This is a genomic window from Stenotrophomonas sp. SMYL8, assembly GCF_036320065.1.
In the GTDB taxonomy this organism is placed as follows: Bacteria; Pseudomonadota; Gammaproteobacteria; order Xanthomonadales; family Xanthomonadaceae; genus Stenotrophomonas; species Stenotrophomonas maltophilia_A.
Genome location: NZ_JAWIRR010000001.1, coordinates 135,256 through 159,139, shown reverse-complemented (window position 1 = coordinate 159,139; position 23,884 = coordinate 135,256). Strand labels below are relative to the sequence as shown.

27 protein-coding genes, 1 tRNA gene and 1 pseudogene are annotated in these 23,884 nt (G+C 61.3%); 25 read left to right on the top strand and 4 right to left on the bottom strand.

Annotation, left to right across the window (positions count from 1 at the left end; genetic code table 11):
- Positions 1–47: 47 nt before the first annotated feature.
- The gene (locus V3B25_RS00900; RefSeq protein ID WP_329809838.1) at positions 48–1,118 is read right to left on the bottom strand and encodes a DUF4241 domain-containing protein; all 1,071 of its coding nucleotides are present in this window, start codon (positions 1,116–1,118) and stop codon (positions 48–50) included.
- A gap of 124 nt (positions 1,119–1,242) precedes the next feature.
- Here V3B25_RS00900 and V3B25_RS00895 point away from each other — a divergent pair.
- The 11 genes from V3B25_RS00895 (at position 1,243) to V3B25_RS00845 (ending at position 9,512) form a co-directional block, all read left to right on the top strand.
- Positions 1,243–1,332 (top strand) — tRNA-Ser (locus V3B25_RS00895).
- An 83-nt stretch (positions 1,333–1,415) separates the two neighbouring features.
- Entirely contained in the window at positions 1,416–2,939 is a 1,524-nt protein-coding gene (locus V3B25_RS00890) for a site-specific integrase (protein ID WP_032971218.1), read from the top strand.
- Positions 2,939–3,670: a hypothetical protein gene (locus V3B25_RS00885; protein ID WP_006375976.1), complete on the top strand. Its 732-nt coding sequence runs from the start codon at positions 2,939–2,941 to the stop codon at positions 3,668–3,670. The genes V3B25_RS00890 and V3B25_RS00885 overlap by 1 nt, the downstream gene beginning before the upstream one ends.
- Positions 3,671–3,775: 105 nt before the next feature.
- A complete protein-coding gene (locus V3B25_RS00880; RefSeq protein WP_012480712.1) occupies positions 3,776–4,129 on the top strand; it encodes a hypothetical protein in 354 nt (117 codons plus the stop codon).
- Between the two features lie 107 nt (positions 4,130–4,236).
- Positions 4,237–4,893: a DNA N-6-adenine-methyltransferase gene (locus V3B25_RS00875; RefSeq protein WP_049400621.1), complete on the top strand. Its 657-nt coding sequence runs from the start codon at positions 4,237–4,239 to the stop codon at positions 4,891–4,893.
- A complete protein-coding gene (locus V3B25_RS00870; RefSeq protein ID WP_006375905.1) occupies positions 4,886–5,137 on the top strand; it encodes a hypothetical protein in 252 nt (83 codons plus the stop codon). The genes V3B25_RS00875 and V3B25_RS00870 overlap by 8 nt, the downstream gene beginning before the upstream one ends.
- Before the next feature lie 9 nt (positions 5,138–5,146).
- On the top strand, positions 5,147–5,410 hold the full coding sequence (locus tag V3B25_RS00865; RefSeq protein ID WP_006375902.1) for a hypothetical protein: 264 nt from the start codon (positions 5,147–5,149) through the stop codon (positions 5,408–5,410).
- Between the two features lie 490 nt (positions 5,411–5,900).
- Positions 5,901–6,083 carry a ribbon-helix-helix protein, CopG family gene (locus V3B25_RS00860; protein WP_141098938.1) on the top strand — a complete coding sequence of 61 codons (183 nt, stop codon included), beginning with the start codon at positions 5,901–5,903 and terminating at the stop codon, positions 6,081–6,083.
- Between the two features lie 69 nt (positions 6,084–6,152).
- Positions 6,153–8,084 carry a DUF5906 domain-containing protein gene (locus V3B25_RS00855; RefSeq protein WP_006375901.1) on the top strand — a complete coding sequence of 644 codons (1,932 nt, stop codon included), beginning with the start codon at positions 6,153–6,155 and terminating at the stop codon, positions 8,082–8,084.
- Positions 8,085–8,202: 118 nt separating this feature from the next.
- Entirely contained in the window at positions 8,203–8,418 is a 216-nt protein-coding gene (locus V3B25_RS00850; protein WP_024956732.1) for a hypothetical protein, read from the top strand.
- A 68-nt stretch (positions 8,419–8,486) separates the two neighbouring features.
- A complete protein-coding gene (locus tag V3B25_RS00845; RefSeq protein ID WP_006375900.1) occupies positions 8,487–9,512 on the top strand; it encodes a zincin-like metallopeptidase domain-containing protein in 1,026 nt (341 codons plus the stop codon).
- Between the two features lie 77 nt (positions 9,513–9,589).
- On the opposite strand, the gene V3B25_RS00840 is transcribed toward V3B25_RS00845, so the two are convergent.
- On the bottom strand, positions 9,590–10,309 hold the full coding sequence (locus tag V3B25_RS00840; RefSeq protein ID WP_024956731.1) for a hypothetical protein: 720 nt from the start codon (positions 10,307–10,309) through the stop codon (positions 9,590–9,592).
- A gap of 419 nt (positions 10,310–10,728) precedes the next feature.
- A complete protein-coding gene (locus tag V3B25_RS00835; protein ID WP_006375898.1) occupies positions 10,729–11,007 on the bottom strand; it encodes a hypothetical protein in 279 nt (92 codons plus the stop codon).
- A gap of 203 nt (positions 11,008–11,210) precedes the next feature.
- Between V3B25_RS00835 and V3B25_RS00830 the strand changes: the two genes are divergently transcribed.
- From V3B25_RS00830 to V3B25_RS00815, 4 genes are all read left to right on the top strand, one after another.
- Positions 11,211–11,783 (top strand): glycine zipper 2TM domain-containing protein, encoded by a 573-nt coding sequence (locus V3B25_RS00830; protein ID WP_006375897.1) that lies wholly within the window; start codon positions 11,211–11,213, stop codon positions 11,781–11,783.
- Between the two features lie 379 nt (positions 11,784–12,162).
- The gene (locus tag V3B25_RS00825) at positions 12,163–12,501 is read left to right on the top strand and encodes a hypothetical protein (protein ID WP_032971199.1); all 339 of its coding nucleotides are present in this window, start codon (positions 12,163–12,165) and stop codon (positions 12,499–12,501) included.
- Positions 12,498–12,977, top strand: a complete 480-nt coding sequence (locus V3B25_RS00820; protein ID WP_049459047.1) for a hypothetical protein — start codon at positions 12,498–12,500, stop codon at positions 12,975–12,977. The genes V3B25_RS00825 and V3B25_RS00820 overlap by 4 nt, the downstream gene beginning before the upstream one ends.
- A gap of 119 nt (positions 12,978–13,096) precedes the next feature.
- Complete coding sequence (locus V3B25_RS00815) at positions 13,097–13,453, top strand: hypothetical protein (protein ID WP_006375896.1); 357 nt, start codon at positions 13,097–13,099, stop codon at positions 13,451–13,453.
- A gap of 210 nt (positions 13,454–13,663) precedes the next feature.
- Here V3B25_RS00815 and V3B25_RS00810 read toward each other — a convergent pair whose 3' ends face one another.
- Positions 13,664–14,638 carry a hypothetical protein gene (locus V3B25_RS00810; protein ID WP_006375894.1) on the bottom strand — a complete coding sequence of 325 codons (975 nt, stop codon included), beginning with the start codon at positions 14,636–14,638 and terminating at the stop codon, positions 13,664–13,666.
- A 114-nt stretch (positions 14,639–14,752) separates the two neighbouring features.
- Between V3B25_RS00810 and V3B25_RS00805 the strand changes: the two are divergent.
- The 10 genes and pseudogenes from V3B25_RS00805 to V3B25_RS00760 all read left to right on the top strand — a co-directional run.
- Positions 14,753–14,944: pseudogene (locus V3B25_RS00805) on the top strand (transposase); the annotation flags it as partial.
- Between the two features lie 228 nt (positions 14,945–15,172).
- On the top strand, positions 15,173–15,604 hold the full coding sequence (locus V3B25_RS00800) for a hypothetical protein (protein ID WP_125892011.1): 432 nt from the start codon (positions 15,173–15,175) through the stop codon (positions 15,602–15,604).
- A 66-nt stretch (positions 15,605–15,670) separates the two neighbouring features.
- Entirely contained in the window at positions 15,671–16,873 is a 1,203-nt protein-coding gene (locus V3B25_RS00795; RefSeq protein WP_075677511.1) for an ankyrin repeat domain-containing protein, read from the top strand.
- Between the two features lie 216 nt (positions 16,874–17,089).
- Positions 17,090–17,569 (top strand): DNA repair protein RadC, encoded by a 480-nt coding sequence (gene radC / locus V3B25_RS00790; protein ID WP_006375809.1) that lies wholly within the window; start codon positions 17,090–17,092, stop codon positions 17,567–17,569.
- 259 nt (positions 17,570–17,828) lie between these two features.
- Positions 17,829–18,167, top strand: coding sequence for a hypothetical protein (locus V3B25_RS00785; protein WP_141651028.1), 339 nt, complete (start codon positions 17,829–17,831; stop codon positions 18,165–18,167).
- Positions 18,116–18,649 (top strand): hypothetical protein, encoded by a 534-nt coding sequence (locus V3B25_RS00780; RefSeq protein WP_032971186.1) that lies wholly within the window; start codon positions 18,116–18,118, stop codon positions 18,647–18,649. The genes V3B25_RS00785 and V3B25_RS00780 overlap by 52 nt, the downstream gene beginning before the upstream one ends.
- Positions 18,650–18,765: 116 nt before the next feature.
- Positions 18,766–19,266: a spore coat protein U domain-containing protein gene (locus V3B25_RS00775; RefSeq protein ID WP_006375771.1), complete on the top strand. Its 501-nt coding sequence runs from the start codon at positions 18,766–18,768 to the stop codon at positions 19,264–19,266.
- A 130-nt stretch (positions 19,267–19,396) separates the two neighbouring features.
- Positions 19,397–20,056: a fimbria/pilus periplasmic chaperone gene (locus V3B25_RS00770; protein ID WP_006375721.1), complete on the top strand. Its 660-nt coding sequence runs from the start codon at positions 19,397–19,399 to the stop codon at positions 20,054–20,056.
- A 3-nt stretch (positions 20,057–20,059) separates the two neighbouring features.
- Positions 20,060–22,255 (top strand): fimbria/pilus outer membrane usher protein, encoded by a 2,196-nt coding sequence (locus V3B25_RS00765; RefSeq protein WP_006375719.1) that lies wholly within the window; start codon positions 20,060–20,062, stop codon positions 22,253–22,255.
- A gap of 108 nt (positions 22,256–22,363) precedes the next feature.
- Positions 22,364–23,884: a site-specific DNA-methyltransferase gene (locus tag V3B25_RS00760; RefSeq protein ID WP_329809837.1), complete on the top strand. Its 1,521-nt coding sequence runs from the start codon at positions 22,364–22,366 to the stop codon at positions 23,882–23,884.

The following is a 23,884-nucleotide window of genomic DNA, read 5'->3' as shown; positions in this document are numbered from 1 at the left end:
AACGGTAGCGCCGGGCCATGCCCGGCGTTGCTGCTTTCCGGCCCCGGTCACTTCCGGCCGAACAGCCGGTCCCAGAAGCTGCGCCGCGGCGGTGCGGCTGGCCTGGGCTCGGCAAAGACCGGTGCTTCCAGCACCGCCATCAGTTCCGCGCTGCGTGGCTTCTTCAGGAAGCGCGCGTAATCCAGATAGCTTGTCACCTTGCTCATGTGCAGGCGCTCGGGCATTGCGGGCAACGGTCCGCCCTGCAGCAGCACCTGCAGTGCCTGTGGGCGGTCCAGGCGGATCGCCTCGAACAGGGCGGTGCCGCCGCAACCGGGTTCGATCTGGTTGGCGCGTTGTGGCGCATCCTTCAACAGCTCTCGCAGCGCATCCGGGTCGTCGCGGTCCACGGTGGCAACCAGCCGTGCCAGCGCTTCAGCTTCTTCGGGTGGAAGACTGTCGCGATAGGCCTGGTCGGCGATCTCGCGCTCGTCGCGCCCGTCACCGCCCTGGATGCACAGGAAGTCGGTGACCAGGGCGACCGGAATGCCGGAGGTATCCAGCGCCCAGTAGCTCGGATAGACGCCGTCGCCCCAGCCGCTGGTGAATACGACCAGGCCGTGTGGAGAGTCCTCGCCCCAGGGGCGGTACTCGGCGCCTTCATCCAGGCCGTCATGGTCGATCAGCGCATCCGACCATTCGCTGTCTTCGTCGCCATCGGTCTGTTCGATCAGGGCCAGCAGTGCCTGCTGAGTGTTGGTATCCATGAAGCAGCCGATGCCGGCGTCGACCGGATAGCCAATGAAACTGTCCTCATCCAGGCCGGTCAGGTCCTGCGTGGTCCAGCGTGCCATCTGCCAGTGCAGGGCAGACGCAGTGAGGGCTTCGCGGGGCTTGAACCAGACCACGGCCAGCGCCGGGCGGCCGCTGTGCACGATGATTTCGACCGGATGCCGGCCTAGGGGGGCGGTGTAGTCGGCCAGCGCCGGCGCCTCGGCCTGGACCAGCGGATCGCAGACCACCACATGCCCACTGCTGACCGGCAGGTGCCCGGCGAAAGTGCGGTGCAGGGCCACTGCGGCCAGCTGGGTGTCGTCCAGCAGGGTGGTGCGCAGGTTGGCCAGATCGAGGTGGGCCATGGGGGCTCCGATTGCAGTGAAGGCCCCACCGTGCCGGATGCGAAGGGCGGGGGCAAGGGTGGTCTTGGGCAAATGCTCTTCACGTGAGAGAATACGCCGCTGCCCGGGCGACCGGGACCCGATTGGAGAGATGGCCGAGCGGTTTAAGGCACCGGTCTTGAAAACCGGCGAAGGGTTAAACCTTCCGTGGGTTCGAATCCCACTCTCTCCGCCAATCCTTAGTAAGTGTTTGTTTTTAAACGACATTTTTTAAGGTCTTGAAGGGCGGCTTGGGGCACAAATCGGGGCACAACTCCGATGCGATTACCAAGCTATCTCACTCGCTCTTCCACAGGTCGTTACCAGTTTCGCATGCGCGTTCCGACGGACATGCGCGGTATCGTCGGCAAACCTTTCGTCAAGCATCCCTTGGGCATCCAACTGCATAGCGCAAGAGTGGCTGCCTTGGCCATCGCGCAGCGTTATGCTCAAGCATTCGATGCCATCAGGGATGGGTGCATGACCAAGAAGGGACTCACGGTTGAGGATGTTCTGCGCAGCGTCGCGGAGAACGGCTCCCGGCGTTATGAAATTGACTTGCCGGGCTTCCGTCTTCGGACCACGGATGCGGCCGACCATGCTCGAGCAATGGAGGCGCTGGAAGAAATCGGCAAGTTCCACTTCCGTGATACGGGTGCAGTTCCGGCGGCGGCTGGGCCAAACCCGTTGGAATCAGCGGCGGCGCAGCCCCTGCCATCTGAGACCATCAGCCTGATCGATGCGAAGCGAATCTGGCAGGATAAAGTCGCCGCCGAGGACATCGAGGTCAAAACGGTCGGCATCAAACTGCTTCCCGTGACAGAGCTGATCGAGTTCTTGGGCGCCGAGCGCGAGCTGCACACCATCACGCGGCCTGAGATGGCCCGCTTCTACGACCATTTGGCCAAGCGCGGGTTAACGCGTTCTACGCTCAACAATCGCCAGAGCTACCTCGCAGGAAAGAGAGGATTCTTCACTTGGGCAATGGCTTCAGGCTACGTGCTCAAGGGAGACAATGTCGCCGCAGGTCACGTCAGCGTTTCGATGGCGGAGAAGCGCAAGCGCAGAAAATTTGGCTTCCAGGCCTTTACCTTGGATCAGGTTCATCAACTCTTCGCGCCTGATAGCTTCAAGCAGCTTTCAACGGGAGCGCGCTGGGCGGCTTTGTTGGGCCTGTATACGGGCGCCCGGGCAGGTGAGGTGGGGCAGCTGTTTACCCTGGACGTCAAGGAAGAGGAGGGAATCCCGTGCATACGGTTTACCGATGAGGGGGAGGATCAGCGATTGAAGACCGATGTTTCCAATCGGGTCGTCCCGTTGCATCCCGACCTGATCAAGCTTGGTTTCTTGGACTACGTCGCCGAACGAAGGGAGAGCGGGGACTGGCGATTGTTTCCGCAGGCTGACAGTAAGGCGAAGAATGGTGCGGGGAACTGGATATCGAAGGCGTTCAGCTACTACCTCCAAAAGCACAGTGGTGGGTGGTCGAAAGCGAAACGTGGTTTCCATAGTCTCCGAAAGACCGTGATTCAGGAGATGCAGGGCAGCGGTGTGGCCTCTGAGATGCGAGCCCAAATCGTCGGCCACGAATTGGACGACGAACACCACGCGACTTACAGCAGGCCCTTTACGGTGAGTGAGAAGCTCAACGGTGCCGGAGGAACGCCAGCTTTGGGTGTCCTAGATTACGGAATCGACCTGGAGGCGCTGCGCACCCTGCCGGCGCGCAAGGTCGGGCGGCGAAGCAGCAATGCTGCCGCGCGCTCTTCAAAGGTCGGCCGTAAGGGGAGCGAGCCGAACTAATGGCCCTTACTGCTGCTGATGCTTACCGCCGCGCCATCGATCGCTTTCTCGGCAAGCTCTCTGGCACCGAAAACGTGGGCCAGATGGAGAAGAAGATCGCAGACCATTTGCGCCTAGCGAAACAGCGGCCCAAGGTGGACGTGGCGTTGAGCTTCAATGAGGCCGCTGGGGTGTTGGCGATCAGCACGGCCCAATTGCAACACCTCTTGAAGGAACACTCCCCAAAAGGGACGCTGTTCACGGTGAAGGGAACTCGCAAGCGCTCGACCACCCTTGTTCCGTTGATGGCCTGGGCAGCCGAGCTCAAGGCTAAGGGCCTGTGGAAGCCGTTGAGCGAACGGGGCGTTGCGATCGACACCCTCCTAACTGCAGAACTGCCGTTTCTGGTGGCCAAAGGGTCCAAGGCTAAGCAGTTCTTCCTGGAGCCACTGACTGACCAACCCATCAGCGATGCGTTAATTCGCCAGCTCCAAGCATTGGGCGTGCAAATAGGGCTTGGGATTCGGGTCTGCACGCTGACCGAGGCCTTCGCCCAGCCTTGGCAAAACCCTGACGTCAAGCGCCAGTGGGTGGACGCATTCAACAACGCAGCCCAAGCCCAGGCCAGCCGTCTGCGGGACCTGGCTCAGCAGCTCGACGCCTCGCGAGCTGGGGTGATCGAACAAGCGCTGCACGAACGCCTGCAGCCGGCGCCTCCAAAGATGCCCGACAAGCGCAATGGGCGAATGTAACGGCTGCTAACGGATATTGGAGGCCTCCAATATCCGTATCGATGGAGGCTCTCAGTTCGGATGATTACTCCAACGCCTCGGTGGTCGGGGCGATGGAGCAAGCCGATGGGCCTCGATATGTATGCGGTCAAGACCCGCACTGATGTGCGAGATCGCACTCAAGAACTATTTTTCTACTGGCGAAAGCATCCGAACCTTCATGGTTGGATGTTCAAGTTGCACAGTGCTAGGACGGGGCAGGTTGATCCCTTCGATTTCAACCAAGTTCCCGTATTCCTTGGATTGGACGATCTTGATGCGTTGGAACAGGCTGTGCTGAACGATGATTTGCCTTATACCCAAGGCTTCTTCTTCGGTGAATCGGATCCCGATCGAGCTGAAGAAGATCTGGACTTCATTGCGCAGGCCCGCGCATTGATCAACGACGGTTGGGACGTGTTCTACAACTCTTGGTGGTAACCCGCCGCCAGCAGCGCCTCTCGGGCTGGTTCAAGCCCAACTCCCAAAACCCATTCTTCAACGCGGCAACGCAGCCGTGCTGACGGAGCCTTGCCTGGAGAATCCTCATGCAGCCCAAGTCCAACGTTCTGCCGTTCAACGCAGCAACCCGCTCCAAGCGCCTCGTAGCGGCTAAACCCACCCGGCTCACCTCCGTTTGCTACAAGGCAAGCGACAAGGCCCACACGAGCGTCGATTGGTATACCCCGCCTGCCATCGTCAGGGCGCTGGGGGGAAGGCGCGGCTTTGACCTCGATCCTTGCACGCCCGAAGACCCGTCGCGGCTGCCCGCACCCACGGCCAGCCGGATGATCCCGCCGAGCCAGGACGGCTTGGCTACGCCGTGGCCCAAGCAGGCATTCGTGTGGATGAATCCGCCTTACGGAAAAGGGATTGAGAAGTGGTTGAGCAAGCTGGCCAACCACCCCGGCGGCGGTATCGCCCTGGTGCCGGTCAACATGGAGACGGGATGGATGCACGACTGCGTGCTTTCCCACCCCAACGCGACGGCGATCCTGTTCACCCGTGGGAGGCTGAGGTTTGTGCGTCCCGACGGAACCACCGGCACGGCAGCGCCGTCGGGATCGTTGGTGGTGACTTACGGCAAGCGCGCCGCCGATCACCTTCAGCAAGCGCAGGCGAGCGGTGCGTTGCACGGGAAGTTCTTTGCCATCCAGCGGGTAGGGCAGGTGGCCACGGCGAACCAGGAGAGCTCCAATGGCTGATCGCTGGAACGTTGTTGTCTTGGGCCGCGCGACGGCCGAATTGGAAATCCGAATCGACGCGGACTCAGAGGCGGCAGCCTTGGAGATTCTGAACTCGATGGGAGTGGCTGACATTCATGCCGGTGGCTGGCGTACCGAGTTGGAGGAGATCTACGGCTTTGTGGAGGTCATCAGCCCCGATGGTTCCGAACGCGAAGATCTCAACTGGCCTTGTCCAACCATGCGCCACCACCTCAACTATTAGGAGGAGCCGATGGGAACTTACGAATTCGTCGTCCGGGGTGACTACTTGGTGAGCAAGGTGATTGAGGTCTTTGCCCAGACCCAGTCCGAGGCAATGGAGGCATTCGCGCGACTGTCCTTGGCGGAGTTGGATGCCATCGATTGGCACCATGGCGCCCTTACGATTGAAGAACACGTGGTGGTGACGGAGGTGGAAAGCGGGAGGGAGTTTCAGCATCCGTTCTTGACCGATCGCAAGCGCGAGCAACTGGAGTGTTTGGCCGAAAATGAGTAGGAACTTCCGGCTGCTGGTCTTCCACTAGCCAGCAGCGATCGAAGGCCAGCAGGAAGACCAGTAGTGCAAGGTCGTTGAATCCCAAGGGATTTCTGCGACTAAAAGTGCGCTGCTGGCTTGCTGGCTTTCGATTCAACTCCCCTGTGCAAATGCGTCCAAATCGCATGGAAAGTGTTGGTATCTCAAATTTCAAAACCGATTCTTTTTTGACCCAGCAGACCAGCGGAACGGTTTTCTATGAATGCAAAGCTTTTGGAATCAAGGGTTTGTAGCTGCTGGTCTTCCTGCTGGTCTTCTCTTTCTGCTGGCTAATGGAAGACCAGCAGGGAAGGGAAAGCCAGCAGAACAGGGCTTCCGGAAAAAGTGCGAGAGATTCCGCAGTTTTCGTGTTTAGTCAAAAACCGTGGGTTGCGGAAAGCTCCTGGAGTGGTTGAGTGGAAGTGTCCCCCATGTGGGACACACCAAACCTTTCACCTTCGGAGTTGCCACCGTGAACGCCGCCACCCATCCCTCGTCGCCGCCGACTTACAGCATCCGCGCCAGCGTGAAAAAGCACGTTCGGATCAAACGCCCCTTGGCCGAACGCCTTCGTCTCGCCGCGGCCGAAAACGAGATGACAGAGAGCGAGTTCATTCGCCGCGCCTTGGAAACCGCTCTCCCGCGCGCTGCCTGAGCAAGCCTGTCCCCCCACAACGACAAACCCCCACCGGCCAGGGCGAGGGTTTGAGAGGAGCCAACAACAATGTCTACAACCAATGTGTCCCCAAAAGGGAAGGCTGTCAACCCGACGACGGAAGAGCCAAGCAACATCGTGCCATTCGAAGCGTCGCGTTTCCTGGGTGCGGAAGCCTCCGCCCGCAAGGTCAACCTGGAGGCAGAGGAGCACAAGCAGCTCTACCGCCACTCGGTTGATCGAGAGGGCCAGCGCAAGCCACCGTCGCTCCCCATCCTGTTTGCCCGCCGCACCACCGAATGCGTCGATCGCTTGTGGGCGTGCCAAGCCACCAGCGGCACCGGCGAGATCGTACACCATTGGAACGGTACCTACTGGCAAGCGATCAGCGACGCGGAAGGTGTGGGTGTGGCATCCGATTGGATCGACCGCAACGCCGATTTCGCGGGCAGCCCCAAGCTCGCCAAGGACTGCTGGGACATGGCTTCCCTTCGGCTGCGCCAGAAAAACCCCATGCCAGCCCAAGCCAAGCGGGCCATCGTGCCGGTGGCAGACGGCTACGTGGAAATCCTTCCCGGCGGTTTCCATGTGCTCGCTCCTGATCCCGCCTTGGGCATGACCCACGCGGTCAGGGTGGCCTGTGGTGGCAGGCAGGGCCATGCATACAAGCCCCAGCCTTTGCCGGCTGACTCGCGATTCGCCAAGTTCCTCCGCCAAGCCCACGACGACCCGCGCGTCATCGACCTGCTCCAGGAGCAGTGCGGCATGACCCTGTTGCCGGGTGTCTACAGCCAGGCCGCCTGGTGGCACGGCGTCGCAGGTTCTGGCAAATCCACCCTGGCGGAAATCGTGGAAGCGATGCACCGTCAGGTGGCCCGCTGCAACCTTGAAACTTTGGGCGACCGCTTCAGCCTGGAACCCATGATTGGCGCCAGCCTGATCCTGGTGGACGAAGTGGAGTGCGAGAAGTGGGCCGAAGGTCGGTTCAAGACGATGGTCTCTGGCAATGGCATTGGCATCGACCGGAAGAACCAGAAGCAGCTGGCGAGCTACCATTCCACGGCCAAGTGGATCATCACGTCCAATTCGGCCCCCTTCATCCGCGACAAGAGCAACGGGGTGTGGCGCCGCCTCACCGTCGTGCACTGGAAGAAGGCGGTACCGGTCAACCAGCACGACCCTGATCTGGTCAAGAACATCCTGGCAGAGGAAGGCCAGCTTGTGCTGGACTGGATGCTCGAAGGCGCCCGACGCATCGTGGCCCGTGGTAGGGCGTTGTCCGACACCGACGCCGACATGCCCGAAGCCGTGCGCGCAGCGAAGCTGGCCGCCCGCCATGGCAGCGACCAGGTCATGGCTTGGGCTCAAGCCGAGCGCGTGGTGCGCATTGAGACGGATGAGTGCACGCTTTCCATGCGGCAGGTCTACGAGAACTACAAAAACTGGGGCTACCGACAAGGGCTGGCGGACATCGATCTCCTCACCGGTCGCCAGTTCTGGCGAGGCTTGAAAGAGATGGGCCTGGACGACGGCGCCCGCTCGAACCGTCGCATCAATGGCAAACAGGAAGAATGCGTGCGCCTGCGAATCAACGGAGCAGCCACCGTCGGCGAGGCCTGTGGCGATCTGCCGTTGAGATCATCGGCGACCGTGACAGCACTGCGCGTGGCGCAGGAGCGCTCTCAGTCTTTGGAGCCTTGGGAAACCGATGTGACGCCCACCCTCGAACAGCAAGGGGCTCGGCAGGAAGAGATGGAGCGTCGATTCGACCGCTTGAGCGCTCAGCAGCAGGCGGCTGAGATGGGAGCTCTCCATGCCGATGCGTTGAGGGAGGAGGCAGGGCGCACCAGAGCCAAGGCAATCCAACTCCAGCTGCAGGAACGTATCAATGAACTGGAGATTCGTGCGCTGTTCGGTGAGCCGTTGGCGGGCCGAGAAAGCAGCGAAACCCAAGGTGGCGGAAAGGTGGGAGATGGGGATGCGCGCCAACGGCGGTCGTAAAGGCGGGGCCAAATCCGTGTTCCCATCTTCCGTATCAGCTCTAGCCAATGGATTGGTCGGTGACGCTAACGGTCCAGCCCGGACTTGCCAAATCCGTATCCTGTCGCATGCTGAAACCATGACCCCTTCCGATGCCTTTGTAGACGACAGCATGGACCGCCAGGACTCCCTGGCGGCGTCCCCCCGTTTCACCGTGCAACGAACCCCCGAGGGCATCCGCGTGCAGCTCCAGGAGGGCGACGGGGGCCCCGGCACCGCTTTGACCATCGAACGGGCCTTGGCTTTGCTGGAGAACCTGTTGGAGCAGGGACGCGCCGTCACCATTCACGATTGAAGTTTCCAGCCTAACCCCCTTGGCGTTGCCGACAGGCGCCTTTCCTTGCCTTCCAGGAGAGCCTGCCCGTGTCCGATGCCACCCCCAACGAAAGCTTCCTTCAGCGTCATTCCCGCGACGTCGTCGAGCGCTTGATCCGCCAGATGGAGGAGGGCACCGGTCCCTTTCTCAAACCCTGGGACGCCCGCGTGGACCTCGGGTTGCCCATGAACCCCACGACTGGCAAGAGCTACCGGGGCGGAAACCTGCTCCACCTGTGGGCCCTTCAGAGCGCCTGGGACACCCAGGACAACCGGTGGATGACTTACAAGCAAGCCGCGGCCGTGGGCGCTCAGGTGCGCAAGGGCGAGAAGGCCAGCGTGATTGAGTATTGGGATTGGTCGCGGGTGGAGGAGGCCAAGAAGAGCGGGGACCCCGACCTCATCGCCAAGGCCCACCCCAAGGTCTTCTTCCCACGCGTGTTCAACGCGATGCAGATCGATGGGTTGCCGGCACTGGTCCTGCCAGCCGCGCGCCCAGAGCCCGACATTCACCAGGCCTGCGAAGCGGTGCTGAGAGACAGCGGAGCCGAGATCCACCACGACGGGGGCAACCAAGCGTTCTACCGTCCGATGACCGACAGCATCCACTTGCCCCAGCGCAACACCTTTCACTCGGCCAGCGGCTACTACGCCACCGCGTTGCACGAACTGGGCCACTGGACCGGCTTTCCCACCCGCCTCAACCGCGATCAGAAAGGGGCTTTTGGGAGCATCGACTACGCCAAGGAAGAACTGGTCGCGGAGGTGTCATCCATGCTGATGGGCGAACGCCTGGGCATTGGCCACGATCCCACCCAGCACGCGGCTTACGTGAAGTCGTGGATCCAAATCCTCCGGGACGATCCCCGGGAGCTCTTCCGAGCCGCGGCGGCGGCCGAGCGGGTGGTGGAGTTCCTGAAGGTGCCCGAGTTGGTTCGAGAGCCGCTCCAGAAGGTTGAGCAGCAGCGGCAGTCCGTGGCGGCCAATCTGCATGAGATCGAAAAACATGCCGCCAACGACCGGTCTCGATCGCGCTTCAAGGCAAGAGGGGCGCGCCTGAACTTGGCAGTTTGATTCGTGAACAAGCGACTGAACGCGCACCCGCCTGTCGGGAGGCAGCAGGGTGCGCGACAGTGGCTGACAAATTCTGGTTATTTATTCTTCGACAGCACGTCCATGCGCAGGAGCATCTGCTTGAGAACGTCGATGACGGAAACCTCGTCAGCATCCTTGGCCGGAGCCAGGGCAAGTGCCCAGTTGCGGACCGATGGGCTCAAGTCCTCTCCCAGTTCCACCACCAAGTCCTGAAGGTCGTCTAACGGCAGATAGGCCGTCGCAGCCAAGATATCATCGAGCTTTCCCGACAGGTCTTCTTCGTGTGCCTTCCGAAGTTCTCTCGCGGTGGCTCCGCGCTTTCTAAGCTCGGCGGCGTGCTCCACCTTGATCTCTTCAATCTTTGCTTTCGCTGATTTGCTCTTCTTGCGAACGGCGCCGCGAACAATGTCACGCACCAGCTTGGCGTCGTGCGTGTCTGTAAGGCTGGCAATGAGTGTGTCACTTTTAACGCGTGCCGGTCGGTAGACGCGGACCTTGCTGACCTCATCCCCCAGCACTCGCTGCGTCCACTTTTCCATCGTCTCCTTTGCCTTCTTTTGACCGGTTAGAGGCGACGGAACGTTCTTGAGGCGTGGTTTACCTTCGAAGTCCACCAGCAGGCCATAAGTCTTGAGGATGCGGTGGCTGTAGGTTGTGTCGGACATCCAATTTCCCCCTGTGAGTGATCCTGCAATTTTGCCAGTTCCGTAGACGGTTTGGCAGGTTGAGGGAGAGCGTTCCCACATCATCACAGGTTGAATGTCGATCAGGAACATTGCACGACAGGAGAGCTTGCCGGTTTCAGATTCCTTGCCAGACGCGGAGGGGCGAGAGAGAAAGGGGAAGAAATGGCCAGTCTGATCTACGTGCAGTAACAGAAATTCCGATCCGTGTGCTATCGAGCATGCGCGAACCCATCGTGCATCCCAACGTGTAGGCGCGGACTGCACCGCACTCCGCCGGCTGCTAGCCCTGCATGAACGGCCTCAGTGCGCTCGGGTTTGAGCGTCACGCCGCACTCTGGCTGCGCCAGCGGGGCATTGAGGTCAACGTGGCCTTTTGGTCCAAGGGCTTGAGCCACAAGTTGGTAAGAGCGGCCACCAAGGTTGCTAGCTTGGATGGCCACTTGCAGACATTGACGAAGCCTGCGCGACGTAGAGGGAAACCGCTTGTGGCAGTGGGCCAGGCAGAGCGGTTACTTCTTGGATGCCATGCGCTGGTAGAGCTTGTAGACGCCGAACATCGCCGCACCACCCGCAATTGGTGCAGCCGCGACCACCCCCAGTCCAGCAAGCATGCCACCGCCCACAACGCTCCCGACGGTTGCCAAGCCGGAGGTCACGGCGGCTGCACCGGCGGTCCCGGCCGCTGCACCACTGGTTACGCCGAGGATCGCAGAAGTTGCGCCAGCGACGGCTCCGCCGCCGGTCGAAATCGCGGCACCTGCGGCCGATGAACTCTTCTTCCTTGCCATACATTTCCCTGTTGGTTTTGAGTTGTGGGCAGAATCATCGCCTGAGCATCAATCTCTGTCCATATGCTTCATTTTGTCGCTTTTCCGTCAATTTAATGACGCGGACTGCAGTCTGTGTAACCGCGCTCCGAAGCCCCCCCCCTTGCGCATTCCCAGAATCGATCTATGCATAGGTGAACCTACTCACGAAATGGAGGTGCACCTTGAAACCCATCGTTCTGGCCCTTGCATTGGCGTTGTCTGCTCCGGCCGCCTTTGCCGCCGATTCCACCTCCGCTCGCCGTTACGGTTCGTCCGAGGCCCTATCCGTCCAGGACGCCCGACTGGGCGAGGTCCTGATGGTTCGCACGGTTCAACTGACGTCCGACCAGCGTCTGAACGCCGGCTCCGCCATCGGGGCGGCCGTTGGTTATGGGGCTGCTAACCAGGTCAAGAACCGGGAATACCGCAATGCAGCCCGGGTGACCGGTGGCGTCATCGGTGCGGCTGCCGGAACCGCGGTTCAAAAGGGCCTCAGCGGCCGGCGTGCGGTGGAGATCTACGTGCGCGATCTGTCCGATCGCCGCCAGCGCGTCCTCGCGGTGGTCCAAGACGCCGATGTGGATGTGCGCGAAGGTGATCGGGTCTTCTTGGTGGGGAAGGGTAAGAAGACCCGGGTGGTGCCGCTTGATGCTTCGCCGGTGCGCATTGGCGATTATTCGTGCGGAAGCCCTTGTGCCATTGGCATCAATGCCCGGTCGGACAACAACAGCGCTCGCGTGCGCGTGGGGCCGTAAGGATGCACAAAAGCGAACACGTTGGTGGAGGCGTGTATTGCGAAGGCACGGCTTGCGGGCTTCTGGTTGAGCTCATGAAGCGGCCATCCGTTGCCCACCGCCGCTCCGAAGTCGCCCGGATGGTCCGAGAGGGACACGGCCGCGCCGCCATCGCCCAAGCCCTGGGCGTTCCATCGCCCGTGGTGAGCGCCGATCTGGCCCACCTGGGGTTGCGTCAAAAGCCCCGGCGCCCACTGGCTGACCAACACGCTCTGGTGGTGCGCCTCCTGGAGCAGGGGAACAACGGCCCTGCAATTGCCAAGCGCCTGGGCGTGACCCGACAGGCAGTCCACGCTTACCTGCAGGCCCATGGCCTGCTCCCAACCCAGAGGAGGATCCCATGACCGTTATTCTGGTGGTCGTGCTGTTTGAGCTCGCCATGTTTGCGATCACCTTCGGAATCGCGTGGCTGTGCGCGTCCAAAGCCCGCAGCGCACGCAGGGGCTGGGAGGCGTTCCAAGCCGGCCAAGAGGACGCCCCATCCGTGGTTGCGTTGATGTGGCATTTGGCCGTGTTCTACGCGTGCTTGGCACTGCTGGCTTACCAGCTACAGCACGTGGTGAGCCAAGTCTGGTTGGATCCTTCCAACCTATACCTGTCATCCACGCTGGCTCTTGTCGTTTATTCGATCGCATGCGGGCTGCTTCACGGCAGCGGGCTGGCGCGGAGGCGGGCATGAGAACGAGTCACGGTCGGTTGCGCCCAGACCCCGTCGACGCCCGCCCACGCCACGATGGGCTGTTCCAAGGCGAAGACACAGGCGAAGAGATTCACGAAGAGCGTGACCCGTTGCTTCAAGCGCTTTACACCGAATCGCTCCATGCCCGCGGGGACGTGGACGCTGTCGATCGCTTGCTGGATGCCCACCGGGAGGCGTTTGGGGAGCCCGAGCAAGTCGCCTATGCCCGTCAGCAAGACGAACGCCATGATCGGACGTTGCCATTGCCGAGCGGTGGCCTGCCGTTGAGGCCGTCCACGGAGCGCTACCTAGAGGAGCATCGGTCATGGAACCCGCCGACCGCCAAAGAGGCCGCCATCGCACGTTCCAGGGGGCCCACCATGGTGCTCGAAGGGAAGGCATGGCGCGCTGAAGACGACGTTGCCGAGGTTACGGTGGAGGCTCCCAAGGACGACCCGTGGCAGCGGATGCGTTGAGTTCGTGTCTCAGCTGGAGAGACAGTTGGGCACCATCATTGCTGCTAGGAACACGGTGTTCCCTTCGGCTATCCTGCCCAGGGTATCCATCACTGGTATTGCTAACAACAGGGGGCGTTATGGCAAGCGTGACAGTAAGGACGCGGGATGAGCTGGAAGCGGCCAAGAATGCAAAGGCGCAGCAGATTGTGGTTGTGGGCAAGTTGGCAGACGACCTGAAGAAGACGCGCAAGTTCGCCAAGCTTGGTGCCGTCGGTGTTGCAGCAATCGTTGCTGCAGTTGGGCTCGCTCCAGTAACGGCTGGGCTCAGCACGCTCAGCCTGGGGGCGGTCGCGACAGTCACTGGAGTCGAGATCATCGGCATCATCACCGCCGCAAGCCTTGGTCTCTCTTTGATCCTCGCAATCTACAAAGGCTACGATGTGGAATACGAGGCTGGCGGAAAGGTCATTTTCAAGCGCAAGGAAGGAAAGTGATGCCCGGCTTCGTTCCAGGGGCGCCTTACCTTTTTGTTTGCGAGAAGTGCAGTCATCACTTTCAGCGGAAGATCAACTTGGGGCTCTTCTGTCCGGCATGCAAGTCGCTGTCCGTGAAGCCTCGTTTGGTCTGTAAGTAGTGCTCGTTGGCCGCCATAAAGTTGGCGGCCACTTCCAATGACCGGTCGAATCGGGTTTAACATCGCGGTCTCAGGTGCCCCGTAACCCTTTTGCTTCAAAGCGCTCCAGTATCGCCGTCACGGCTTCTGCGGCACGGTCCGGTGACGCATCTATGCGTTCCAAGCCCGTCATGGCGACGGGCAACGGCGCATTCGGATCGGTCGTGGCCACCACGGCCAGGACTCTTCCTCGGATGGTGTCTTCCACCGTGGTCCATTCGTCGGCGAGACGCTGGGGTTTATCGGTGAGAAGGACCACCATGACGGGGCCGGGTGTCAGCAGGCGGTTGGAGCGTCCCCGAAGTGCTGCGCTGTTGTGGACATGGATGGCCCGGCGGTGCCCATCTTCGGTCAGTTGGACCAGGACGCTGTGGCAGCTCGGCGCGCCCATCTCGTTGCAAACGATGTGGATGCGACCCTTGGCCCATTCCTGAAAGCCCACTGAGGAGGGCGCCAACTCATCGCTGGTAAAACAAGCCTCCACGAACCGTCGGCCTGCGAGGCTCAGTCCTTTCTCTTCGATCAGGCCCCAGCGTTCAAAGGTCTGGCGATTGATGCTGCTTTTCGACTGCAGTCCAAGGAATTCTTTTGGGTCCAGGTTACCCCCGCCGGTGCCAGGAAACACGTGGTGACGCTCGGTGATTAAAGCGCGTCGCAGAAGATCGACCTGGCCAAACGACAGGTCGCTCAGCGCCTTAATGAAGTGGCGCTTGAGATGGCCTGCGGTTTTGCCGGTAGCGATTGAACAGGCAAGGCGGCCATAGACGGTGGCCTTCTCGGCCTCGATGTCCATCTCCAATGCCCGCAGCATGGCCAGAAAATCTTCCGAGGTCATGGCCTCCGCGTTCTCGGGGAACACCTGACCCTCAAGCGCGGCACGGGTGAACTCCCGGTAGCGCTCCTCAGTGCGCTTGGCAAGCCAGGCGGCGATGAATTTTGGGCCCTTCGAAAGAAGGGCGAACGGACCGGAGATTTCCTCCAGGGGGGCAAGGTCAGGGTAGTCCATCGGGGTCTCGTGACGGTTTGCGGGTCCAGGTAGCTCATCCTCAAGCCTTCAAGCCCGTTCTTCAATCCTCCGGTTGAATTCCCCATTGGCAACGCGCGTGAGCTCGAACAGGTTGAGCGCTGGGAGCGCTGCAAGGCTAGTCTGCGCGCGAAGGTCGAGCATCCGTTCCGGGTGATCAAGCGGCAGTTCGGCTACACCAAGGTGCGCTATCTCGGCTTGATCAAGAACACGGCACAGGTGCTCACCCTGTTCGCGCTGTCCAACCTGTGGATGGTGCGCCGGAAGCTGTTGGCGGCACAGGGGTAACTCCGTCTTGAGGTGCCCGCAAGGGCACTTCGAGAGCGGAAAACATGGCAGTCCGCCGCGTCTGAAGGCCCAGGATGACTCCGGCGCTGAAAACCCACGACTCAGTGTGAATTGATCAGACCATCCCTATTTCTACTTTTGGCCGCTGCTAAAAATGGGGGGATTACCCGACGAGCTCCGCCAGGCCGCTTTTGACGAGCATTGGGACGACGAGACAAATTAAGATGAGTGGAAGGAGGACGCCCGCATCGACAGCGGCAAGACTACGAGGCCTTCCTGACGGCCGCGACCGAGTATCCGCTCCACTTCGCTGTTGCATGCGGCGATGCAGAATGGGCCGGTGACCTGCTCAAGGCTGGACGCACGCCTCAGGATCCCGATTTAGAAGGAACAACGCCCACGGATCTTCTGGGGCGGCCAGGTAATGATCAATCCGATCAGGTCATTCGTGCCCACAACCGATCCAAGCTTTTTGACGAGCTCCTTCCCGCTGCCAATGCTTGGAAGCCACCGGAAGGCGGATTTGGGGCCGACGCCAAACGTCAAGTCGGTGCGGCCATGAAAGCCCAGGGTGAGGAAAGGGAAGCCAGAAGCCTCGAATCCGACAACGGTTTTGACATGGAAAAAGAAAGGCGGCAAGAGCCGTCTTCTTCTATTTAATTCCCTTGCGAGGTTCTGATTTTCTGCTAATGGTGGGAGGTCAAAATACTATTGTGGAGGTGTGGGTTGAATATTTCGAATCTCAAAGACGTTCTTCTGAAGCAAATCGGGCTTACCAAAATCCCCGCTGATGTGAACGCAAGGGATGAAGATTGGCTGGATCAAACGCCACTTCATGATGCGCATCACCCGCGCGAAGTTCGGAGGCTGTTGGATGCTGGGGCTGACATCGAAGCGAGGGATGGCCTTGGAAATACGCCGCTTCATTCTGTGACAAGCGAGGGAGCCGTGATTGAACTGATCAAGGCCGGGGCAGACATCAATGCGCAGAATAACCAAGGGGAAACACCGCTTTTTAACGCGAGAGGGCAAGGGGATGCCAGGGCGTTGATTGCGGCCGGGGCAGACATTCATGCGCGCGATAACCGAGGGAAAACGCCCCTTTTCGGAGCGAGCGAAGGGGCTTTAAGGGAGCTCGTGAAGGCTGGCGCTGACATCAACGCTCGCGACACCCAAGGGAACACCCCGTTGTTTGGCGCACACAACGACAGTCTCAAAGCGTTGCTGAAGGCGGGAGCGGATGTCAGCGCGAGGAATAATGAAGGGCAAACCCCTCTCTTCCGAGCAACCGGGCAGACGGAGGCCCGCGCCTTGATTGCGGCCGGGGCAGACATCCTAGCCCGGGATAACCGAGGGCGAACCCCTCTCTTCGAGGCGAACACGGGCGCGCTTAAGGAACTTCTGAAAGCAGGCCTTGATCCCGCGGCGAGCGATGACCAGGGGAATCAACCGCTGCATATAGCCAGGGACCCCGAGGCGGTGGCCTTGCTCACCCGTGCAGGCGCAGACGTCATTGCACGGCGAATGGACGGCCAGGCGCCGATCCACCGTGCGATTTTTCCAGAGACGATTGAAGCGCTCGCCAAGGCAGGGGCGGATATGAACGCCCAAGACAACAACGGGAATACCTCTCTTCATGCGGGCCGCGATGCCACTGTCTGGAGTGCGCTGATTGAGGCGGGCGCAGATCCCCACATCCAAAACCAAAAGGGCGAAGCGCCGATCAACAGCGGCAAGCCATTTTTCAACGACTTGCGGGCTCAAGAGAGGGCCAAGCTCCTGGTCAGCCTGCTCCCGCCCGCCAACGCTTGGAAGCCACCGGAAGGCGGGTTTGGGGCCGATGCCAAACGCCAGGTTGGTGCGGCCATGAAGGCCCACGGGCAGGACAGCCAAACCCAGGAAGCCCCTCGCTTGCGAGCGCGCTTCTAAGCCCAAGGGAAAGGCGGCGAAAGCCGCCTTTTTCTTTTCTAGATCCCGTTGCGCAAACCAAACCTTTTGTTATGGGTAGTGCAACCCATTCATGAAAGGAGGCCTCATGCGCGTCTTGGTTCTTTCTCTGGCCCTTGTCGGCCTGCTCCCACTGACCGCCTCCGCCGCAGACACCACGCCCGCCCGTGGCTAATCCCGCGCCGGTGGAGAAAGCAAGTGAAGCGAGCCAACGACATTCGGGCCCAATACCAGCTGGCCATGGACGATGAGGGCATCCTCTTGGCCGCCTCGCACATCTTGGAGCGTCGCCTGCAGCGCCACGAGGCCATCACCGACCCCTCCAGTGCCAGCAACTACCTCACTGCCCGCTGCGCGCACCTGGATCACGAAGTGTTTGGCACGGTGTTCCTGGACGCCCGCCACCGCATCCTTGCCACCGAGCACCTCTTTCAAGGCACCATCGATGGGTGCGAAGTCCATCCCCGCATCGTCGCCAAGAAGGCGTTGGACCACAACGCCGCCGCGGTCATCTTCTTTCACAACCACCCCAGCGGAAACCCCGAGCCCAGCGTTGCCGACCGCGCCATCACCGACCGCCTCAAGCAGGCCCTTGCCCTTTTCGACATTCGAGTGCTGGATCACCTTGTGATCGCGGGCACCTCGCACGTGTCGATGGCTTCACGAGGGTGGGTGTGACCACCCCCTTTAAAGCAAAGACCTGCGGCGGAAGCCGCCGCCGACCGCTGCGCGCCGGCATCCAAAAGAGCAGGAGCGTGGATGGAAAGCAAAATCGCCTTTGGCGCGCAAAGGGGTGAGGTGAAAAATTGCGGCCTTCGCTTCGCACTTTTTGCTTTTAGTCAAAGATTTGTCCACGCCACCAGTGGACAAAATCATATGTCGATCTACCTTGAAGTCATGGGTAGGCAATGCCGCCGACCAAAACAAGAGGTGTCACATGAGCACGACCGTCGCATCCAACGAATTCACGATGATCCAACTAGGGATGAACCCAGATTTGTTGGAAGACTATGCAGAGGTTTCACTGGAGCCCGTGAGCTTTGAAGAAGAAGGCAGCCTCGGATGGGCGACCACGTGGAGCGCAGTTCATGCCGTGAAGCTGCACAACGGCGGGAAGATCCACGTCAATGGCCGATCCTTCCAAGTCACGCGAGCCAAGCCTAGTTACAAGCATTTGCTCAAGTGCTGGCAAGAAGAGCAGCGGAGGCGAAACGAAATTGCTCAATGGAGAGCAGCAAGGGCGGAAAAATATCGCTCGTTGGGATATTTAGAGTGATTGGCGGGGACGCGGCCACCGGGATGGGTAATGGGTCCCTCCGGATGAACGGACATTGGGGAGACGGAGAGCTCGGAAAGAGTGAGAGGGCGACCGTGCTTCATGGCATCCATTTCATCAGTCCCTCGGTGGGTGGCCCGCTGTTCAATACGGTGTGGCTTCCCACGCTTGCCGACTTGCGGGCGCTGCTCGCTGACGCCGAGCTCTGCAAGGCAGCCGAAATCGAGGTGAACGCGTATATTGAGACGTGCGTTGATCCGTTGCCCCCTGAGCTCGACGAGGTCATTTACCAGCCATCGATAAGAGAGATTTCGAGCCTGCCGGATGATTGCGGGATCGGCGTGGGCGTTTTTGTTACTGGCGCTTTTGCGTTCGTCCTTCAGCGCATGATTCAGGAGGCAATGGCTCAGCACCGGGCGCGTGAGCTGGATCGGGTATGGGAACAGTCAGCCACCGCAGGTGGCAAACGTCCCAGGCTCTGACGGCTGGCTCAATGCCCCCCCCCCTTGCGCGTTTTCAGATTCGAGGTATCGGTAAGGGGATGGCCCTTTCTGGGGCTACTCATCCCCACTCAATCCCTCTCAAGGAGACGATACCCATGACACGCAAGACCTTCCTTCGCGCCCTTCTGCCCATCGCCCTGGCTTCGCTGGCAGTGCCCGCGTTCGCCGCCGACACCACCGCGGATCTGACGATTCAGGGCACCTTGACCAACACCTGCCAGCTGTCCGTGACCTCCATCGAAGGCATGGACTGGTCGGGCATCTCTGAAGCTGCCGCCCGCACCTCCGGGCTGAGCATCGTGTGCAACGCGGGCACGACTTACTCCATTTCGCCGGGCCAGGGGCAGAACTTCGGCCTGCTGTCCGGGTATGAGACCTACCGGGCTGTGACCAACGGCGCCGGGGCTTACATCCCCTACGGCTTCTTCAAGGACCCGCAGGGAAGCCAAGTCTGGGGGGATGACACCGACGCGTTCACCGGCGTTGGCGACGGCACCGTCCAAAGTTACAACTACGCGGTGCGCTTCCTGGCCCTCAAGCAGGCCGTGGGCGGCAACTACACCGACACGGTCACCGTCACCGCTACTTACAACTGATTCCCATCGGTTGTCCCGACGCCCCCGGCTTGCCCCGGGGGCTTTTTGTTGCTGCAAAGATGAGTAGGTATGGGTTGACGGAATGGTATTCCGATCTAGCTTGAATGGAGACACCCCCAAAGGAGACCCCATGACCCATTCCCAACGTTTTTTGGCCGTGGCCGCCGCGTCCTTGCTGTCCTTTTCGGCGTCCGCCGGTTCCATCTCCGTTGGCCCCACCACCCTGATGGCCGATACCTCGGCCAAGCACGTCGCCGTGACGCTGCACAACAGCGGGGACACCTCGGTGCGTTACCAGGTGAAAGCCGTGGGGTGGAATCAGGCCACGGGGCAGAACGTGTTTTCACCCACCACTGAGATCGTGGGGGCGCCTACCTTCGTGGACGTCCCGCCCCAATCCAAGCGCACCGCCCGGTTGATGCGGGTGGGCGCGCTGGGCGAGCGGCGCTACTACCGCGTGCTGCTGATGCAGCTCAAAGACCCCAACGCCCAGGGCGTCCAGTTGCTGGTCAACCAGGACTTGCCCGTGGCCTTTGAAGCCGCCAACGCGCCCGTCCCCCAGGTGACCGTCCAAGCGGTGCCCAATGGATACCGCTTGACGAATCACGGGCAGACCGCGGCCCGCGTGTCGTCCATTGGCCCGGCCGGTGGGAAGCCGTGGCGCGACGGTGCATTGGGTTGGACGCTACCGGGGGCCTCGATGACTTACGAGACCCAGCCTGGCCAGCGTGCCGAAGTGCTTTCGATCACCGTCAACGGCCAGCCCGTCACGGTCCCCGTGGGGCGGTGATCGATGCGTGGCCAAGCCTTGGCGTTGTTGTTGCTGGCTGCATCGTCGGCCAGCGCAGCGGTGCCCGACGGCGTGGCACCCGCGTTCCTGGTGCCGGTCATCGGCGGCAAGGCCAAGGCGGATCCGCTCACGTTCTGGCAGCAAGGCGGTCAGTGGTTCGCCGAGCCGGCCACGTGGCGCGAGGTCGGGCTCCAACTTCCCCCGGGTCAAACGGAGCCGATGAGTGCCCAAGCGTTGGGCGTGGGCTTTGTTGTGGACGAGGCCACCGCGACGGTCGCCCTGGATCTGCCGGCCGATCGGCTCAAGGCCCAACGCGTGGCCCGTGATCGCACCGAGCGCGGGCCCATCGCGCCGCCCGCTCCCGGGGTGCTGGTGAACTACAGCGTGGCAGGCATGGTGTCCGAGCAACAGCAGGCGCTCTCGCTGGGCCACGAGGTCCGCAAGGCGGGGCGTTGGGGCGTGATCAGCACCAGCGGGCAGGTCAACACCGACACGGCCGGCACCGGCTACGTTCGCGGCGTGACGCGCTGGCAGAAAGATGATCCCAACCGCTTGGTGACTTACCAGGCAGGCGATGTGTTCGCTGGTCCGTCGTCCTCGCTGGTCAACTTGGGCGGGGTGCGCGTGGCCAAGGACCCGCGGGCGTTGGACCCGTTGACGCCCACGTATCCGGTCCCGGTGCTCGGCGGCGTGGCGCTCGATCCGGCGACGGTCGAAGTCCTGGCCAACCGCGCCCGCGTGCTGCAAGGCCGGGTGGGGAAAGGCCCGTTCACCGCCGATGGCAGCGCCTTGGGCACCGGTGCGCAGCAAACCCAAGTGGTGGTGCGAGACCCTTACGGCCGCGAAACGGTGGTGAGCGATCAGCGTTTCTACGTCGCCCCCACGTTGCTTCGCCAAGGGCTCACCACTTGGGAGGTCGCGGCCGGCCGGGTGCGCCAAGGAGAGAGCGATTACGGGACGTTGGGCGCGACCGGGTCGGTGGCTCGGGGCCTCAACGACCGGTGGACCCTGCGCGGCACCGCCCAAACCTCAACGGACGGGAAGGCCAACGTGGCGTTGGGGGCCACGACGGCTCTTGGCACTTACGGCACGTTGGATCTGGAATTGGGCACTTCCACGCGAGGCGGCCAACGGCAGGCCGTGGCCTACGACTACCGCGGCCCGAGGTTTGGCGTGCGCCTGGAGCACGAGCGCCAGCAGGACTATTGGCGCCTGCGCGCCCCCGGTGCGGTGGAGGTGGAGCAGCGCACCCGGGGCTCGGTCTTCTGGCGGCCCACTCCCCAGTGGTCTCTCCGAGCAGGGTTCTCCGACGTGCGCACACCGCGCTTTCGCACCGCTTACGCCGACGCCGGGCTGACCTGGCGTGGCAACGGGCACACCGTGGCCGTCTCCGCTTTGCGCGATCTGGAGCGCAAGGAAACCCGGGTGGAGGTGGGCTACAGCTACGATTTCGGCCGGGGCAAGGGCGTGAGCGTTAGGGCCCGGCAAGCCCCCGATGCCACCGCCTGGGCCGTTCAAGGACGCGCCCGCCCCATGGTGTTGGGAACCCCGGTGGGCTTGTCCGCTTCGGTGGACGAGGGAGCGGCTGGCCAGACGGCCAGGGCCAACGCCAACTGGACCACCCGGGCAGGGTGGGCCCAAGTCAACGCCGAGCACGGGCCCAGTGGCATCTGGGCTTCCGGTTCGATGGCCGGTGCCGTCCACCTTGACCGCCAAGGCGTGACGTTCCTGGGTCCGGCCGAATCCTTCGCCGTGGTGGACGTGCCCGGCCAAGCCGGGGTGCCGGTGAGGGTGGGCGGCAGATTGGTAGGGAAGACCAACGCCCAGGGCCGCCTGGTGGTGGGCGAGGTGACCCCAATGGTGCCCACCGAGGTCCGCGTAGACGATCGGGCGCTGCCACTGGGCACCCAGTTGGCCGAGATCGAGCAAACCGCCACCGCTGGCCGCCAAGCCGGCATGCACCTCACCTTCCCAGTCCTGACCGAGACTGCACGAACCTTCCGCCTCACTGGCCCGGCCATCGAAGCGGGCACGGTGGCCAAGACGGCGACCGAGACCACCCAGGTGGGGTTCGACGGGGTGCTCTACCTGGAGCACCCGGAGCCGGGGCAGGTGGTCGAGGTGGCGGGGGTCTGCAGGGCCCGGTTGCCGGCAGACCTTGGCTCTGCGCAAACGGTGGTGTCGCTGGCCTGCCAGTGATCCTCCAACCCTTGGGAAACAAAGGTTTGAGCTGTCTCAGGCCTTGCGACACTGGCCCTGCATCCTTTGGCTGAACGATACTGTGGGCCTGTCTAAGGGGATCATTGGATGCCACTGCTTTCTTGGTTCAATCGCGATGCGGACCTTACTCGCGCCGCCTTGACGCCTTACCGGTTGCTGGAGCCGGTCGCCAAGCTTTCCTATGGGGACGAAGATTCCCCGAACATGCTCATCGAGGGGGACAACCTCGATGCGCTCAAGGCTCTGCTTCCTTACTATGCAGGTCAGGTGAAATGCATCTTTATCGATCCGCCCTACAACACCCAGTCGGCGGTCAGCGATCACTACGACGATAACATTGAACACTCTCAATGGTTGTCGATGATGTATCCCCGCCTTGAACTGTTGAAGGATCTCTTGGCCGAAGAGGGCTCCATTTGGATCACACTGGACGACAACGAAGCCCACTACTTCAAGGTCATAGCTGACGAAGTATTTCAGCGGAAAAACTTCATTGCGAATGTAATTTGGAACAAAATATATTCCCCGAAGAACTCGGCACGCCATTTCTCGGTAGATCATGACCACGTGTTCATTTACGCAAAGAATGCAGAAAAGTGGTTTCCGAATCCTATGCCGAGGACGGAAAAGCAGGATAAGGCATACACTAATAAAGATGGTGATCCTAGGGGGGCGTGGAAGGCAGGTGATCTTTCGGCACGTAATTTCTATGGTGCTGGCACCTATCCCATTACCACTCCATCGGGTCGAGTGATCCCGGGTCCGCCGAATGGTATGTATTGGCGAGTTTCGCAAGCCAAGCTGGCTGAGATGGATGCAGATAACCGGATCTGGTGGGGAAAGGGTGGGAATAATGTCCCGGCAATCAAAAGGTTTCTGTCTGAGGTAAAGCAAGGGCGCGTTCCGCAAACTATTTGGCCTTATGCTGAGGTCGGTCACACGCAGGACGCGAAAAAAGAAGTGGTTGCGCTATTTGGCGATGATCACTTTTCAACGCCCAAGCCAGAAGCGCTAATTCGGCGTGTTATGGAAATAGCGACGAAGCCCGGCGATCTAGTCCTGGATAGTTTTTTAGGTTCAGGCACCACGGCGGCAGTGGCCCACAAGATGGGCCGGCAGTGGATCGGCATTGAGATGGGTGAGCACGCACGCACGCACTGCCAGCCGAGGCTTTTGAAGGTGGTGGACGGCGAACAAGGCGGAGTATCGAAAGAACTCAGCTGGGACGGGGGAGGTGGTTTCCGCTTCTACAAGTTGGGGGTTCCCGTGTTCGATGAGAGTGGTCACATCCGAGAGGGCATCCGCTTCGAACACTTGGCCGCACACGTGTGGTTTGCTGAGACCGGCGCCGCGCGCTCCACCCGTGCGCCCAAGACGGCATTCCTGGGCGAGCACCATGGTGTGGGCTACTACCTGCTGTTCAACGGAATCCTTGGCGACGAAAGCAAGGCCGGTGGCAACGTGCTGACCAAAAGGGTGTTGCGAGGACTGGAGCCGTTCGACGGACCCAAGGTGATTTACGGTGAGTCCTGCGACTTGCCGAAGGAGCAGCTGGAAGAGCTCCAGATCACCTTCAAACAGACTCCCTATGACATAAAGGCGCGTTGA

What these genes read in the sequence shown, in the direction of transcription:
- V3B25_RS00900 (WP_329809838.1), bottom strand. Translation starts at nt 1,118, where the DNA reads ATGGCCCACCTCGATCTGGCCAACCTGCGCACCACCCTGCTGGACGAC.
- V3B25_RS00890 (WP_032971218.1), top strand. Translation starts at nt 1,416, where the DNA reads ATGCGATTACCAAGCTATCTCACTCGCTCTTCCACAGGTCGTTACCAG.
- V3B25_RS00885 (WP_006375976.1), top strand. Translation starts at nt 2,939, where the DNA reads ATGGCCCTTACTGCTGCTGATGCTTACCGCCGCGCCATCGATCGCTTT.
- V3B25_RS00880 (WP_012480712.1), top strand. Translation starts at nt 3,776, where the DNA reads ATGGGCCTCGATATGTATGCGGTCAAGACCCGCACTGATGTGCGAGAT.
- V3B25_RS00875 (WP_049400621.1), top strand. Translation starts at nt 4,237, where the DNA reads ATGCAGCCCAAGTCCAACGTTCTGCCGTTCAACGCAGCAACCCGCTCC.
- V3B25_RS00870 (WP_006375905.1), top strand. Translation starts at nt 4,886, where the DNA reads ATGGCTGATCGCTGGAACGTTGTTGTCTTGGGCCGCGCGACGGCCGAA.
- V3B25_RS00865 (WP_006375902.1), top strand. Translation starts at nt 5,147, where the DNA reads ATGGGAACTTACGAATTCGTCGTCCGGGGTGACTACTTGGTGAGCAAG.
- V3B25_RS00855 (WP_006375901.1), top strand. Translation starts at nt 6,153, where the DNA reads ATGTCTACAACCAATGTGTCCCCAAAAGGGAAGGCTGTCAACCCGACG.
- V3B25_RS00850 (WP_024956732.1), top strand. Translation starts at nt 8,203, where the DNA reads ATGACCCCTTCCGATGCCTTTGTAGACGACAGCATGGACCGCCAGGAC.
- V3B25_RS00840 (WP_024956731.1), bottom strand. Translation starts at nt 10,309, where the DNA reads ATGTTCCTGATCGACATTCAACCTGTGATGATGTGGGAACGCTCTCCC.
- V3B25_RS00835 (WP_006375898.1), bottom strand. Translation starts at nt 11,007, where the DNA reads ATGGCAAGGAAGAAGAGTTCATCGGCCGCAGGTGCCGCGATTTCGACC.
- V3B25_RS00825 (WP_032971199.1), top strand. Translation starts at nt 12,163, where the DNA reads ATGACCGTTATTCTGGTGGTCGTGCTGTTTGAGCTCGCCATGTTTGCG.
- V3B25_RS00820 (WP_049459047.1), top strand. Translation starts at nt 12,498, where the DNA reads ATGAGAACGAGTCACGGTCGGTTGCGCCCAGACCCCGTCGACGCCCGC.
- V3B25_RS00815 (WP_006375896.1), top strand. Translation starts at nt 13,097, where the DNA reads ATGGCAAGCGTGACAGTAAGGACGCGGGATGAGCTGGAAGCGGCCAAG.
- V3B25_RS00810 (WP_006375894.1), bottom strand. Translation starts at nt 14,638, where the DNA reads ATGGACTACCCTGACCTTGCCCCCCTGGAGGAAATCTCCGGTCCGTTC.
- V3B25_RS00785 (WP_141651028.1), top strand. Translation starts at nt 17,829, where the DNA reads ATGAGCACGACCGTCGCATCCAACGAATTCACGATGATCCAACTAGGG.
- V3B25_RS00780 (WP_032971186.1), top strand. Translation starts at nt 18,116, where the DNA reads ATGGAGAGCAGCAAGGGCGGAAAAATATCGCTCGTTGGGATATTTAGA.
- V3B25_RS00775 (WP_006375771.1), top strand. Translation starts at nt 18,766, where the DNA reads ATGACACGCAAGACCTTCCTTCGCGCCCTTCTGCCCATCGCCCTGGCT.
- V3B25_RS00770 (WP_006375721.1), top strand. Translation starts at nt 19,397, where the DNA reads ATGACCCATTCCCAACGTTTTTTGGCCGTGGCCGCCGCGTCCTTGCTG.
- V3B25_RS00765 (WP_006375719.1), top strand. Translation starts at nt 20,060, where the DNA reads ATGCGTGGCCAAGCCTTGGCGTTGTTGTTGCTGGCTGCATCGTCGGCC.
- V3B25_RS00760 (WP_329809837.1), top strand. Translation starts at nt 22,364, where the DNA reads ATGCCACTGCTTTCTTGGTTCAATCGCGATGCGGACCTTACTCGCGCC.